Origin of the sequence: Streptomyces sp. NPDC001480 (assembly GCF_042894725.1) — a bacterium.
GTDB lineage: Bacteria > Actinomycetota > Actinomycetes > Streptomycetales > Streptomycetaceae > Streptomyces.
The window spans coordinates 1-14477 of record NZ_JBIAVX010000006.1 but is presented as its reverse complement, the minus strand read 5'-3'; the positions used below and the strand labels follow the sequence as shown (position 1 = coordinate 14477).

Annotated in this window: 11 protein-coding genes; 3 read left to right on the top strand and 8 right to left on the bottom strand. The window is 72.0% G+C overall.

Annotated features, from left to right (window positions below; translation table 11 throughout):
• Positions 1-12 precede the first annotated feature (12 nt).
• From ACFY01_RS15525 to ACFY01_RS15495, 7 genes are all read right to left on the bottom strand, one after another.
• On the bottom strand, positions 13-1722 hold the full coding sequence (locus tag ACFY01_RS15525; RefSeq protein WP_390736243.1) for an allophanate hydrolase: 1710 nt from the start codon (positions 1720-1722) through the stop codon (positions 13-15).
• Complete coding sequence (uca, locus tag ACFY01_RS15520) at positions 1719-5321, bottom strand: urea carboxylase (protein WP_390736242.1); 3603 nt, start codon at positions 5319-5321, stop codon at positions 1719-1721. Before uca ends, ACFY01_RS15525 begins: the two co-directional genes overlap by 4 nt.
• Positions 5318-6118 (bottom strand): urea amidolyase associated protein UAAP2, encoded by an 801-nt coding sequence (locus tag ACFY01_RS15515; RefSeq protein ID WP_390736241.1) that lies wholly within the window; start codon positions 6116-6118, stop codon positions 5318-5320. Before ACFY01_RS15515 ends, uca begins: the two co-directional genes overlap by 4 nt.
• 1 nt (position 6119) lies before the next feature.
• On the bottom strand, positions 6120-6965 hold the full coding sequence (locus ACFY01_RS15510) for an urea amidolyase associated protein UAAP1 (protein WP_390736240.1): 846 nt from the start codon (positions 6963-6965) through the stop codon (positions 6120-6122).
• Between the two features lie 115 nt (positions 6966-7080).
• A complete protein-coding gene (locus ACFY01_RS15505) occupies positions 7081-8685 on the bottom strand; it encodes an amino acid permease (protein ID WP_390736239.1) in 1605 nt (534 codons plus the stop codon).
• A 96-nt stretch (positions 8686-8781) separates the two neighbouring features.
• Positions 8782-9435 carry a DDE-type integrase/transposase/recombinase gene (locus tag ACFY01_RS15500; RefSeq protein ID WP_390736238.1) on the bottom strand — a complete coding sequence of 218 codons (654 nt, stop codon included), beginning with the start codon at positions 9433-9435 and terminating at the stop codon, positions 8782-8784.
• Positions 9436-9589: 154 nt separating this feature from the next.
• Positions 9590-10855 carry an MFS transporter gene (locus ACFY01_RS15495; protein WP_390736237.1) on the bottom strand — a complete coding sequence of 422 codons (1266 nt, stop codon included), beginning with the start codon at positions 10853-10855 and terminating at the stop codon, positions 9590-9592.
• 143 nt (positions 10856-10998) lie between these two features.
• On the opposite strand from ACFY01_RS15495, the gene ACFY01_RS15490 reads away from it, so the two are divergent.
• Positions 10999-11598, top strand: a complete 600-nt coding sequence (locus ACFY01_RS15490; protein WP_390736236.1) for a CGNR zinc finger domain-containing protein — start codon at positions 10999-11001, stop codon at positions 11596-11598.
• Positions 11599-12464: 866 nt separating this feature from the next.
• Here the strand turns inward: ACFY01_RS15490 and ACFY01_RS15485 are convergent.
• Positions 12465-12659, bottom strand: coding sequence for a hypothetical protein (locus ACFY01_RS15485; protein ID WP_390736235.1), 195 nt, complete (start codon positions 12657-12659; stop codon positions 12465-12467).
• A 975-nt stretch (positions 12660-13634) separates the two neighbouring features.
• Between ACFY01_RS15485 and ACFY01_RS15480 the strand changes: the two genes are divergently transcribed.
• Entirely contained in the window at positions 13635-13955 is a 321-nt protein-coding gene (locus ACFY01_RS15480; RefSeq protein WP_390736234.1) for a MerR family transcriptional regulator, read from the top strand.
• A 315-nt stretch (positions 13956-14270) separates the two neighbouring features.
• Positions 14271-14477 (top strand): hypothetical protein (locus ACFY01_RS15475; protein WP_390736233.1); only part of this gene is annotated, 207 nt, incomplete at its 3' end.

Here is a 14477-nt window from a genome sequence, read left to right as displayed (position 1 = left end):
GGACGTTCCCCGTCACGTGGAGGCCGTATAGGACCGCCAGCCGCCGTGGTGGGTGATGTCGGGGGCGCCCTCTACGGCGTACGGCTCGACGAGGAAGCCGCTGACCCGCCGCCCGTCGGCCAGTTCGACCGTACCGATGGCCATCGGCGGGGGGACGGCGGCGGTGAACGCCCCGAACCCCGCCGCCGGGAGCCGCCAGACCTCACCCTCGATGCCCGGCTCAGCACCGACTGCCCCGTTCCCGGCGACCTGCCCACCTCCGGTGCATGCCCCGCCCTCGGCGACCCGGACCAGGCCCGGCTTGGGCGGTTCGGTGGCCAGGACGTACAGCCGGTAGTCGCCGGTGGTGCGCGCCGGGCCCACCAGGGTGCCGCCCGCCTGCACCAGCTGGGCGTTGAGCGGCTGCCCGGTGAGGTGGGCGCCGACCACGAACAGGTCGAGCCCCGGGTTGGCGAACCGCTCGGCCAGGACGGCCAGGGCGCGGTCGGAGAAGGCCGGTCCGGTGAACATCACGCCGAACGGCAGGCCGTCCACGAACCCGGCCGGAACGGCGAGCGAGGCGCAGTCCAGCAGATTGGCGAAGTTCGTGAAGCGCCCCAACAAGGCGTTGGCGCCGACCGGATCGGCCGCCACCTGCTCAAGGCTGGGATGCCAGGTCGTCGTAGGGGTCAACAGCGCCGCGCAGCCGTCCAGCACCGCGCGTCCGGCCACCCCGAGCGCGGCGAGCCGGGCGGTGTCGGCGGCCCAGTCGGCGGCGGTCTTCTTCCGGCCCGCCAGCACGATGGCGGCGACGGTGGGGTCGAGGTCGGTGCCGATCAGATCACGGTGCTTCTCCAGATGCGCGCCGACGGCGGCGTACCGCTCGGCGACGAACGCGCCGCCGTACAGCAGTTCCGCCGCCTGGAGCAGCGGGGTGATGTCGGACTCGACGATCTGCGCGCCGGTGTTCGCCAGCCGGGCGACCGCCGCGTCGAAGGCCTCGCGCCAGCTGTCGGCCATGCCCTGAAGGTGCTCCGCTGCCGGGACCGCGATCCTCGGGCGGGCAGGGGGCGGCGGCAACTGGGCGCCAGTACGGGAGAGCGGGTCGGCGGGGTCCGTGCCCTCGGCCAACTCGGCGGCCAGGCGGGCCAGTCGCAGGTCCCGGGCGAAGACCGTCACGCAGTCGAGGGTGTAGCAGGCGGGCACCACCCCGGTCACGGGTATCAGGCCCTTGGTGGGCTTGACCCCGACGACGCCGTTGAGGGCGGCGGGCACCCGGCCGGAGCCGGCCGTGTCGGTGCCGAGCGCGAGGTCGGCAATGCCCAGCGCGACCGCGACGGCGGAGCCGGAGGACGACCCACCGGAGACGCGGGCCGGGTCCCAGGCGTTGCGCACCGCGCCGTAGGGGCTGCGGGTGCCGACCAGCCCGGTGGCGAACTGGTCCATGTTCGTCTTCCCGAGGACCACCGCGCCGGCCGCGCGCAGCCGCGCCACGGCGGGCGCGTCGGCCCGCGGGACGTAGGCGTACGACGGGGCGGCCGCGGTCGTGGGCAGGCCGGCCACGTCGATGTTGTCCTTGACGGCGGCCAGCAGACCGGCCAACGGAAGCGCCGGGTCGATCCCGGCTGCCTCGGCGAGCACGTCCTCGCGCGGCCTGAGGTGGATCCAGATCTCGGGCCGCCCGGCGCTCGCGATGCGGTCGTAGGCGGCCTCGACACGCGCGGCGGGTGTCCCGGCGGTCATGCCCGCACCGCCGCGAGGATCTGGCCGGGGGCGACCTGCTCACCGGGTTTGACGTAGATCTCCAGCAGGGTCCCGGTGGCCGGGGCGCTGACCTTCGACTCCATCTTCATCGCCTCCAGGGAGAGGATCGGGTCGCCCTCGGCCACTGCGGCTCCGGGCTCGGCGACGGTCTGCCAGACGGTGGCGGTGAACGGCGCGGTGATGGGCACCGCGCCGTCGGGAAGGGTGACGGCGGCGGCGTCCGCGCCGGCGGTCACGGGCTCAGGCGCGTCGGAACGGTCGAATTCGCCCGCGGCCCGCCAGCGCTGCTTCTCCTCCTCGAACGCGGCGCTCTGCCGGCTGCGGAACGCCGCGATCGAGTCGGCTTCGGCCGCCAGGAAGGCGTTGTACTCGGCGATCGAGAAGGTGCCCTCCTCGGTCTCGAAGCGACCGCGGCCCGCGTCCGTCTCCGCGCGCAGTTCCAGCAGCTCCTCCGCGCTGACCGGGTACCACTCGATGCGGTCGAAGAAGCGCAGCGCCCACGGCGAGTCCTGGAACAGGCCGCCCTTGCGGAACCGGTTCCAGATCTGCACGGTACGGCCGACGAACTGGTAGCCGCCGGGGCCCTCCATGCCGTAGACGCACAGGTAGGCGCCGCCGATACCGACGGAGTTCTCCGCGGTCCAGGTGCGGGCCGGGTTGTACTTGGTGGTCACCAGACGGTGCCGGGGGTCGAGCGGGGTGGCGACGGGGGCGCCGAGATAGACGTCGCCGAGGCCGAGCACCAGGTAGGAGGCGTCGAACACGGTGCGATACACGTCGTCGGCGGTGTCCAGGCCATTGACCCGGCGGATGAACTCGATGTTCCACGGGCACCACGGGGCGTCGTCGCGCACCCCGGCCATGTACCGCTCGATGGCCAGCCGGGTCGCCGGATCATCCCAGCTGAGCGGCAGCCGCACCGTCCGCGAGGGGACCACCAGCTCGTGGGTCGGCGGCACCTCCTCCTCCAGCTCCCGCAGCAGGTCCGCGAGCTGACGAGGTCGCAGGCGCCGTCCGTCGGTGTGGATCTGGAGCGACCGGATGCCCGGCGTGACGTCGAGGATGCCGACGGGCGCGTGGGCGGCCAGGGTCTCCTGCAGCGCGTGCACCCGCATCCGCAGGCCGAGGTCGAGCGCCATGGGGCCGTACTCGACCAGGACATTGGCGTCGCCGTCGCGGCGGTAGGTGACGCCGGGACGGTCGTCGGTGGGCTCCAGACGGCCGAGCACGCCGTCGTCGCCGTCGCCGCCGGCGCTGATCGGCGGGGGCGAGGACCGACGGGCGTCGGGGCCGGCCGTCTCGGCTTCCCTGACCGGTACGAAGCGGACAGTGTCGCCGGGGCGGAGCTGGCCGAGCTTCCACAGGTCGACGCCGGCGACCACCGCGGGGCAGACGAACCCGCCGAGGGACGGCCCGTCGGGGCCCAGCACGATCGGGGTGTCGCCGGTGAAGTCCAGGGCGCCCACCGCGTACGGCGTGTCGTGGATGTTGGAGGGGTGCAGTCCGGCCTCGCCGCCGTCCTGGCGGGCCCACCGGGGCCTGGGCCCGATCAGTCGGATGCCGGTGCGGGCCGAGTTGTGGTGCACCTGGTAGTCGGTGGCGTAGAGCGTGTCGATGTCCTCGCGGGTGAAGAACTCGGGCGCCGCGTGCGGGCCTTCGGTGACGGCGATCCGCCAGTGCGAGGTGATCGCGGGCCGGCGTTCGGCCGGGACCGGGCCGCCGTGGGCGGTCCGGAAGGCCCCAGGACGTAGCACGTCCCCGGTGACCAGCGCCCGCCCGCCGTGCCCGCCGAAGCCGCCGAGGGTGAAGGTCGAGGCGCTGCCCAGGTAGTCGGGTACGTCGATGCCGCCTCGGAAGGCCACGTAGCTGCGCAGGCCGGGCCCCTGGCAGACGCCGAGCACGAGGGTGGAGCCGGCCGGGACCGGCACCGGCTCCCACAGGGCCACGGCGGTGCCGTCCACGGTGACCGGGACCGGAGCGCCGGTGACGGCGACCACGGTGGCGTGCGAGAAACGCAGGGTCAGCCCGCCCGCGGTGACCTCCAGGCCGGGCGCCTCGGCCGGGTTGCCGACGGCCAGGTTGGCCTCGGCGAAGGAGACGGTGTCGAAGGGGCCGCTCGGCGGCACGCCCACGTGCCAGTAGCCGAGCCGGCCCGGCAGGTCCTGGACCGTGGTCATCGCTCCCGGCACCAGGACGTCGATGCGCGGCTCGGGGTCGCGGGCGGTGTCGAGCGTGCTGGTGCTGTGCACCACCTCGCGCACCTCACTTCGGACGGTCAGCGCCCGCAGGAGGCCCAGGTTGGTGACGATGCCGTCCACCCGGCTCCCGGCCAGCGCCCGGCCGAGCACGTCGAACGCGGCATCCCGGCTCGGTGCCTTGGCGATCACCTTGGCGAGCATGGGGTCGTAGTACGGCGAGATCTCCAGACCGGTCTCGGCGAAGCCGTCGACGCGGACACCGGGCATACTGTCCGCACCCTGGCCGGGGAAGACCGCCCGGGTGATCAGACCTGAGCTGGGCAACGCGTCCCTGCCGGGGTCCTCGGCGTAGACGCGGGCCTCCACGGCGTGCCCGGAGGGCGTCCACTCCCGTTCGAAAACCGTGTCGTCCACCCCGCCGTCGCGGGCCAGCAGGAGCATGAGTTCGACGAGGTCGACTCCGTACGCCTCCTCCGTCACCGGGTGTTCGACCTGGAGGCGGGTGTTGACCTCCAGGAAGGCGGCCTCCTCGCGCACCGGGTCGTAGACGAACTCCACGGTCCCCGCGCCCCGGTAGCCGACCGAGGCGAGCAGCCGCCGTGAGGAGTCGTGCAGCAGGGCGCGCACATGGCCGGGCAGGGCGGGGGCCGGGGCCTCCTCGATCACCTTCTGATTGCGGCGCTGCAGCGAGCAGTCGCGGTCGCCGAAGACGGCGATCCGGCCGGTGCCGTCGCCGAAGACCTGCACCTCGACATGGCGGGCGGGACGCACCAGGCGCTCCAGGAACACCCCGGCCGACCCGAAGTGGGACTCCGCGAGCGCCGCGACGCGGGCGAAGGCTTCGCGCACCTCCTCGGTGGTGGCGCAGGCCTGCATACCGATGCCGCCGCCACCGCCCGTCGCCTTGACCATCACGGGCAACCCGATCGCTCCGGCCGCGGTGACGGCCTCCTCGGCGTTCGCGAGCAGCTCCGTCCCGGCCAGCAGCGGTACTCCGGCCGCCTTGGCCAGGGCGCGCGCGGTGTGCTTCTCGCCGAACGCGGTGATCTGGTCGGCGGTCGGCCCGGCGAACTTCAGGCCCGCCTCCTCCACGGCACGGGCGAAGGCGGTGTTCTCGGAGAGGAAGCCGTAGCCCGGGTGGATGATCCCGGCGCCCTGGGCGAGCGCGGCCTCGATGATCGCGTCACCGCGCAGGTACGACTCGCGGGCGGGCGCCGGGCCGAGGCGCACCGCGTGGTCGGCCTCGCGGACGTGCGGAGCGGCCCGGTCGGCGTCGGAGAAGACGGCCACCGTACCGAGACCCATCTTCCTCGCGGTTCGGATGACACGGCGGGCTATCTCACCGCGGTTGGCGACGAGAACGGTGGCTGGGCGGGTCACGCGGCTCCCTCCGGAGTGCGGGCGGCCGCCGCGGACCGTGGACCGCCGACGGCCGGTACCGGGTCCACGACGAGCATCCGCAGCGGGGTCGGGTTGAAGTCGTTGCAGGGGTTGTTCATCTGCGGGCAGTTGGACACCAGCACCAGGACGTCCCGCTCGGCGCGCACCGCGACCCGCCGGCCCGGCGCCGACATGCCGTCCACGATGCCCAGCGCGCCGTCCGCCTCGACAGGCACGTTCATGAACCAGTTGAGGTTGGAGACGAGGTCCCGCACGCCGAGGCCCCGACGGCCGGCCTCGGCGAGGAAGTTCTCGCGGCAGCCGTGCTGGAACATCACATGGTGGCCGTAGCGCAGGGTGTTGGACTCCTTGCCGCAGGCGCCGCCGATGGTGTCCTGGCGGTCGATCTCGTTGGCGACGACGGTCATCAGGGGGCGGCCCTCGTTGCTGCGCAGCACGGTGCCGGTGCGCACATAGGCGTTGCCCTGCCAGGCCAGGGTGTCGGGGACGCTGTAGCGCTCCTCGGGGTCGTCGGCGTCGTAGAGCAGGCAGTCGGCCGACTGGTTGCCGCCGACGTCGACGATCGTCAGGACGTGCCCCTTCCTCACCACTGCCGACCAGGGCGCGTTGGGCGCCACCGTCTCGTCGAGGACGACGGCGCCCTCGACCAGGCTCGCTCCCCGCTCCAGCCGGGAGCCCTCCGCGTACACCGCGCCGACCGGGACGGTGGAGGCGAGGGTGCCGCCCGAGACGGTCGGGTGGACGGTCGGGGTGTTCTCGGTCCGCGTGGTCGCCATGTCACAGTCCCCGGGCTTCGCAGTAGTCGACGGTGTTCAGGTAGGCCCGGCGCAGTTCCGGTGTGGCGGTGGCCCGCGGGTCGTCCGGGCCGGTCGGGGCGCCGCGCCAGGCGTGCACCCGCAGCGGCCCGACGACGTAGTCCGGGTGGGGATCCAGCGGGTGGGCCACATTGGCGACCAGTACCAGCAGTGGCATCTCCGCGACGAGTTCGACGTGCGTGCCGGGTCCGGCGCCGCCCAGCCAGGCGAGGGCGCCGTCCGGCTCGACGCGTACGCCCTGGAAGAAGGACAGGCTGGGCGGCAGGTCGCGCCGGCCCAGACCGTGCTTGGCGGCGGCCTTCAGGAAGAGGGATCGGCCGGACGGTGACGGCCCTTCGGGCCGGGCGTCGCCGTACTTGTGCTCGTTCCAGGCGTCGGTGGTGGTGCCGCAGAAGGCGTCGTGCCGGCCGGAGGAGTCACCGCTGACGACGGCCAGGACCCGGCCGTCACCGGACAGCAGCGGGTGGTTCTCGCCCAGGTAGGCCTGCCACGGGATCTTCAGGGTGTCGGCGACGTTGAGCCGCTCGACCGGTTCCAGCGCGTTGAAGAGCAGCAGGTGGGCACAGGCGTCACCGGTCGGGTCGTCGAACCGCAGCCGGCTGCCGCGGGCGAGGACCTTGTGCGTGTAGCCGCCGGGCGCCACCGTCTCCGCCCACACCAGTGCGGCCGGTTCCACCCCTGGCGGGCGGTACGGGCTGCCGGATGCCGGAAGGTACGGCATCCACGCACTGCCCTGGCCGCTCTGGGCACGGGCGTCGTCGCGGGCGCTGCGGACGCTGTCGGTCAGGTGCAGATCGCGCGTGGTCATGGATGTCCCGTCATCCTCTCGTCGATGGGTCGTGTGAATGTCGGCGGTGGGCGATCAGCGCTCCACCGGTGCTCGACCGGTGTGCCGCGCGTCGTCCGGGCCGCCACCGGATCCGTCAGGCCGGCTCGGTGACGGTGCGGGTCCCGGCGGGCGGCTCGGTGTGCGTGTGGGGTACGTGCCTGAGTTCGATACGGCGGTGCAGCCGGCGGGCGACGAAGTAGGCGGCACCGGCGGCGAGGCTCAGCCCGATGAAGAGCAGGGCGCTCCACCGCAGCCACCACGTGCCGCCGGTGAGGTCGTAGATCTCGGCGCGGGGCCAGATCAGGTTGATCGTCATACCGGCCTGGTAGAGCACCGCGGCCGCGTTGACCGCGCCTCCCCAGCGACCCAGCGAGAACAGGGGCCGCCCGCTCTCGTCGACGCCGCGCGGAAGCCCGCCCGCGCTCCGGTGCCGGATCCGAGCGATGAGCAGCGGAAGCGTCACACCCAGGTAGGCCAGGTACAGCATGGCGATGCAGAGGCTGGAGAGGGCGGTGAAGATCGCCGACTGCCGGACGTCGACCAGGAGCGCGATCGCGGCACCGGCGCCCACCACGATCGAGGCGGTGACCGGCGTACCCGTGCGGGCCGAGACCTTTGCCAGACGCCGATGGAACGGCAGGGCGCCCTCGCGCGCCATGGAGTACATCATCCGTGCCCCCGAGGTCTGCACGGCCAGGGTGCACGCGAACACGGCGACCGCCACGCAGCACAGCAGCAGCCGGCCCAGCACCCCGCCGAGCCGGTCGGTGAGCACCCAGGACAGACCGCCCGCCGCCAGCTTGCCGTCGGTCAGGCTGCGTGCCGCCATCAGTCCGGCGAGGATCAGCAGCGCGCCGCCGACGCCCGACGTGACCAGCGCCCGCAGGATGGTCCGGGGCGTGGTCCGCCGCGGGCTGTGGGTCTCCTCCGCCAGCTCGCCCGCCGAGTCGAAGCCGACCATGACGTACGCCGCCATCAGCGAGGACGCGAGAAAGGCCCCGGCATAGCCACCGTGGCCGGCCCAGCCGGTGTGCTGGACCACCGCCTGCGGCCCCCGCTCGGGAAGGAAGAACAGCACCAGCACCAGCGCGACCACACCGATGATCTCGACCGTCACGCCGAAGCTGGTGGCGGCGGCCATCTGGCGGATGCCCAGGATGTTCACCACCGTGGTGATCACCAGCAGGACGCAGCCCAGGAGTACTGCGTTCCGCGCGCCGGTCGGGGACCCGACCGAGGGATCTGCGCCTGGTCCGCCGACAATCTGGAACCCCGACCAGATGCCCGGCAGCACGGCCTGCGCCGCGATCGCGGCCGCCGCGACGGTGAGGACCTGCCCGATGATCATGATCCAGCCGACGAACCAGCCCACCGTGGTGCCGGCCAGCCGGCTCGACCACTGGTAGACCGCCCCTGATATGGGCCAGCGTGCCGCCAGTTCGGCGAAGCAGAGCGCGACCAACAACTGGCCCGCGAAGACCAGCGGCCACGTCCAGAAGAAGGCCGCGCCGCCGAGACCGTAGCCGAGGCCGAAGAGCTGGAAGACAGTGGTGAGGATCGACACGAAGGAGAAGCCCGCGGCGAACGACGCGAAGCCGCCGACTCCGCGGCGCAGTTCCTGCTGGTAGCCGACGGGGACGGCAAGGGTCGTGACACCGCCGTAAGGGTCCTGTCCAGAGGGGATTTCAGGCCTTCTCATCACCGGATCTCCGGTCGGTCGAGGGATACCTGTCGATCGACAGGTATGGCGATGGTGGGCCGGACTGGTCTCACCCCTGAGTCCCGGGAGTTAACTTCATGTATCCGCCGCGAACGGCAACACGCGTTCGTGCGGGCGGGGGCGTGGGTGCAGGACGAAACGGTGTGCGTGCGCTGTTCCATCTTCGGCGTCGATGCGGTGGGAGCGTTCGACCTTGCCGTTCAGGCGCGGTGTGCGGGGCTGGATGTAGGCGTGGGCGATGCCCTTGTCGAGGACGTGCAAGCGGAACGCGGACTGGAACTCGGCGCCGTCGTCGGTCTGGATGACCTCGACCTGGAACGGCCTGCGTTGGATGACGTAGTCGAGGAAGTGGATGGCGGTGGCCTGGTTCAGTGTCGGGTAGATCCGCAGGACGCGCGGGCGGGTGCAGTCGTCGATCGCGGTGAACTGGAAGTACTTGTTGCGGCCGCCCCGGCGACCTTGTGGCATCGAGGCGAGCGGCTCGATGAAGTTCACGTCGATCTGCACGCGGTGGCCGGGCAGTTGCTTCTCGTACCGCTTCCATCTGCGGTCGTGGCGCTTGTGGCGCTGGGAGGCCGGCAGGCGGCCCATGTCGAGGCGGTTGAGGATGCGCCAGACGCCGGAATTGCTGATGGTGACGTCGTGGTACCGCTTGAGGTACATGGCGATCTTCACGGGCCCGAAGTGGTAGTTCTGCCGCAGGCGTGCCGCCGCGCTGTGATCGCGCAACCAGAGCTCACTTCGGGCCTCAGACGGCGGGTTCGCTGCGTGGTTTCAGCAGGTTGTCGTGCTTCTGGTCACTACGGGTGCCGGGTTGTGTTCACGGCGGACGGCGGGGGCGTTTTCGCGGTGGGAGGAGCAATCCCCGGTCTGGGCGGTGGCCTCAGGGGGCGGCCGGTGCGCTGTCCGTTCCGGGGGTGGGGGCCGTGACCTGCTGGGGTTCCGGAGTCGCGACCGGGCGGGTGCGCAGGGCGTGCCGGAGGAGGGCGAGGCCGGCCAGGAGCATCACCAGGCTGCACACTCCGTTCCAGCCGAAGGCGGAGTACGCGCGTACCCCGAGCCACGAGCCGGCACTGCCGCCCAGGAACGCGCAGGTCATGTACGCGGTGTTGAGACGGGCGCGGGCCTCCGGGCGGAGCGCGAAGACGCGGGCCTGGTTGGCGACCTGGCCGGACTGCATGGCCACGTCGAGCAGGAGCATGCCGGCCCCCAGGCCGGCCAGCCCGACGGACCCGCCGAGGCGACCGGTGAGCAGCAGGGCGCCGGCGGCGATGGCGCCCACCATGCACGCGGAGTTCACGGCGTCGGGGCCCTGCCGGTCGGTGCGGCGCCCGGCGATCGGGGTGGCGAACATGCTGGCCGCGCCCACCAGGGCGAGCACTCCGATGGCCGGGGTGCCCAGGTTGTAGGCGGGACCGGTGATGTACAGCGCGAGTGCGGTCCACGCGGCGCTGAAGGCGGCGAACACCAGCACCTGGTACTGAGCGGAGCGGCGCAGCAGCGGCTCGGTGCGCAGGAGCCGCAGGGAGGCCGTCAGCAGGGCGGGGTAGGCCTGGTCGGTGCTCGGTGTGGTGGCCGGGAGCACGGCGGCCAGCGCCAGGGTGAGGACGAGCACCAGAGCGGCGGCCACCAGGTAGGGGGCGCGCCAGCCGAACCAGTCGCCCAGGATACCGGAGAAGGTGCGGGCCAGCAGGATGCCGCCGATCAGGCCTGACAGCAGGGTGCCGGTGACCGCGCCGCGGCGCTCCGGTTCGGCCAGGCCCGCCGCCATGGGGATGAGGATTTGCGGGACCACGGTGGTCAGGCCGACCAGAGCGCTGGCGACGGCCAGGAGGGGCAGGGCGGTGGCGGTGCCCGCGAGCACGAGCCCTGCGCAGGTCACCAGCAGCAGGGTGGTGACCAGGCCGCGGTGGCGCAGCCGGTCGCCGAGAGGGACCAGCAGGAAGATGCCGGCCGCGTAGCCGAGCTGGGCGCAGGTGACCACGACGGCCGCGGACTCCGGGGAGACGTGCAGGCCGTCGGCTATGAGCGGGCTGATCGCCTGCGGGAAGTAGATGGTTGCTACCGCGACGCCACAGGCGATGGAGAGCAGCAGGATCAGGTGCCGGCTCAGCGTCGGCGACGGAGCGGAGGGAGGTCCAGCGGACACGGCACACCTTTGAAGGGGAAGGGGACGGAGACAGGAAGGCCGGTGGAGGCACGGGCTCCACCGGGAGAACGAGAAAGCGGGAACTGGTTTAACCGGTTCCTGGACGGTACCAGTAAAACCGGTTCCGCAGTAGGGTGGTTCGCATGCCCGACACACCAGCGGCCCCCCGCTTCCGCAGCGGGGCCGGCCGGATCTGCCTGGACTTCATGCGCACGCTCCGGCTGCGCGGCATGGACGGCGCCACCGAGGAACTGGACACCCCCGAGGCCCTGGCCGCCTGGGTGGCCCAGCTGGGCCCGTATCCCGGCGGCACGAAGATCCCGGCCCCGGCCGAGGGCGTGCTCGGTGAGGCACGCGCGGTGCGGGAGGCGGTGTACGCGCTGCTCACGGCGGCCCGCTCGCCGGCTGGTCCCGCCGGCTGCCCGCCGAAGGAGCGGGGACTGCTGAACCGGGCCGCCGCCGCAGCTCCCCCGGTTCCGGTACTCGACGCGGCCGGCTCGGTGACCTGGACCGCCGGAGACCCGGTGGGCGCGGTCCTCGCCGACATCGCACGCGACGCGCTCTCGCTGGCGACCTCGCCCGCCCTGGACCGGGTACGGGCCTGCTCCGGACCGCACTGCGCCGCCTGGTTCCTCGACACCTCCCGCCCGGGAAACCGCCGCTGGTGCTCCATGGAGACCTGCGGCAACCAGGCCAAGAAGCACGCCTGGCGCACCAGGCACGCGACGGCTACCGCGATCTGACCACCCGAGAGGTCGTACGAGGTCATCACCCCCGGCTTCCTGACCGTCGAGCGCACCCGCCCTGCAGATCCGGCCAGCCGATCACCACCCCGCCGGCTCCTGCGCGAGGGGCCTCTGCAGGCTCCAAGTTCAGGACGCCGACAAGGACGACCAAGACGATCGGCATCCGTCGGCGCTGTCACCGCAGCGGTGGGAACCCCGATGGCATACGGCACTCCACCCAAGCCAGTCACCGGCAGCGACGGCACATCGGGCAGTCACCGTCAAGCCGTCGACGTTCGTGGTGTGTTGAGGTCCAGCAGCAGGGAGGAGCGGCCGGGAGTCAGAGACGGCTGAAGGCCGCCATGCGGTGGCGGCACTGTTCCTGCCGTCGACGCCCCCCGGGCCGGGGCTGGCCCGGCCGCATGCCGACCAGGGGTACCGGCCCAGCGGGTGGCTTGCGGTCCCGGTCGCCGCAGCAGCGGCCCCCGATTCAGCAGGGCGCCGACGTCGTGGCGCGCGGCCGAGGACAGCGGCGCGGTGCGCGCGACGAGCCGAAGGCGCCCGGCCCGGCCGTAGCGGCCGATCGGCAGGGTTGCCGGTGTTCGTACGGCACCGGTGAGCCGCCGACCGGGCCGCCCGCGCTGTCACGAGCGCATACCGTGATCCAGCGGCGCACCGACCCGGTGGGAAGGAGCGTCCACGGACGGGCCGGCGCCGTCAGCCGGTGGCGTCGCCGGACCGCGCCAGCGTCGGCTCCGGGACCCGTCGGTCGCGGCCCAGTCTCCTGCCGCCGATGATCCAGGCGCAGATCGCGGCCAGCGGCGCCGGGGATGACGCGACAGCTTGCGCACTGAGTGCAGCCTGACGCACCCGCCAGGCAAGCGTCAGGCCGATGGGCGGCGATCGATCCAGGCGGTGACCCGTTTGCCAGCCGCCTCAGGCAGAACAGTGAGGTCGGCCGCAACAGCCTTCACGATCTCCACGCCGTTCCGGCCCGCCCGGTACGGGTCCGCCTGCTCGGTCACCGGAATTTCCGGATGGCTGTCCCACACCGCCACCTCCACCGCCGCTTCCGCCAAGGCTCAGCCGGTCACCACGAGCTGAGCCAGGCTCAGGATGCGCTCCGACACCGTCGAAACACAGCCGACGGCTGTGACCCGGGTGAGAAAGACGGCAGTTCAGTGGCGGACCTCGACGATGCAGGAAGAGTCTCCCTGGCAACACTCGCGTTCCGGGTCCCCGCCCTGCCACTCCCGCCTCCGCGTACGCCGTCAGTCCGCGCTCCGCTGATGCCCGCCACAGTCGTGGCGGGCATCAGCCGCATCAGACGCCACGACCTCGAGGGCAGGGCGGCGAGCGTCCGGAACGGCCGGGCGACAGGCGGTGACGTCGTGGAGGCGCCGACCAGGCTGGGGCAGCCCACGATCCACTGTGAGACTGCAGCCATGGACTCCAATGGCATCTCAGGGCCCTCGTCACCGCCCGCCGAGCCGCACAAGGCACCTGCCTCTTTGATGTCTGCGTGGGCGAGCACTGGGCCGGTCTCACCGAGGACTGCTGTGCCGTAAGAAAGGGACCGCCATTCGAGTGGCCCGCCCCCTGGAGTGCCTGCGGTAGAAGATCACGTGTACTCCGCAGAGAAAAACTGTCATGGTGGAAGTAGACATTTCGACGTCGCATGGTTAGAGTTACTACGTACCCAGAAGTCGAAGTGGGCACAGCAGGGATGAACTGCTGTGCAGGTAGAAGAAGGACACGGCCCCGGCGGGGCTGTGAGCAGCACTCGCGTTATCCGCGCAATCGAGAGGTAAGGAGCAGAACGCCATCGGGATCGCCCGGGCGAGGAAAGCAGTCCGCCCGGGTACCGCAAGACCCCGGATTGGAAGGTGGTCCCCGGTCACGCATTCGCGATCCCCGCAGTCCCGCCCTCCCAGGCGGCCCCTGCGGAACAAGAAGGCCGGCGCAGTACGCCGGTAGATGGTGTTGAAAGCTCGGGGCCCGGGTGCCGGTACTGGCACCCGGGCCCCCCGACGCGTCCCCGAAAGAAGAGGTTTATGCCGCCTGCCGGTTCCCGTCCCGTCGCCCCTCTCGACGATGACGACTACCCCGCCTACACCATGGGCCGGGCCGCCGAGATGCTCGGCACCACACCCGCCTTCCTCCGAGCCCTCGGCGAACACCGCCTGATCACCCCGCTGCGCTCCGAGGGCGGACATCGTCGCTACTCCCGTTACCAGCTGCGCATCGCCGCCCGCGCCCGCGAACTCGTCGACCAGGGCACCGCCATAGAGGCCGCCTGCCGCATCGTCATCCTCGAAGACCAGCTCGCAGAGGCCCAGCGCATCAACGAACGACTGCGCGCCGAAGGCAGCTAGCCTCAGCCGGCGAGATCAGCCTGATCAGCACACCTGAACCCGCGGCAACCGATGTCCCGCTGGCGGGGAGGCGGCCGAGAAACCTCACCGCCGGTCCACAGCCTAGGCGGGGTCAACGCGTCAATCAGATCCCGGCGAAAGAGGAAACCGCGAGTGGGCGATGGATGTACTGGGTGAAGGCGGGCGAACCCGGGGAAGAAGGAGCGGCAACGGACAGGAGGTTGCCATGTGCGGCGGGGATCTGGAACTGGGGCAGCTTCTGGCCGCCGCGGAGGCGGCACCGGCGCTGGCTTCGCCGTCAAGATCCTTTGGTGGGTGGCCTTCGCCGTCCTGGTCGTGTGGCTGCGGACCCGGCACTTCGTCCAGGGTGCGGGTCAGCAATCCGCGCACCACGTCGGGCAGGTCCCCGAGTGTGCGCGGCAGTACACCACCGCCTCGCCGCACCGCGTCGACGAGCATGGACAGGGTGAGTGGGTGGCCGTGGCTGATGTCGAGCAGGTGCTCGTGGAACTCGGCGGGGAC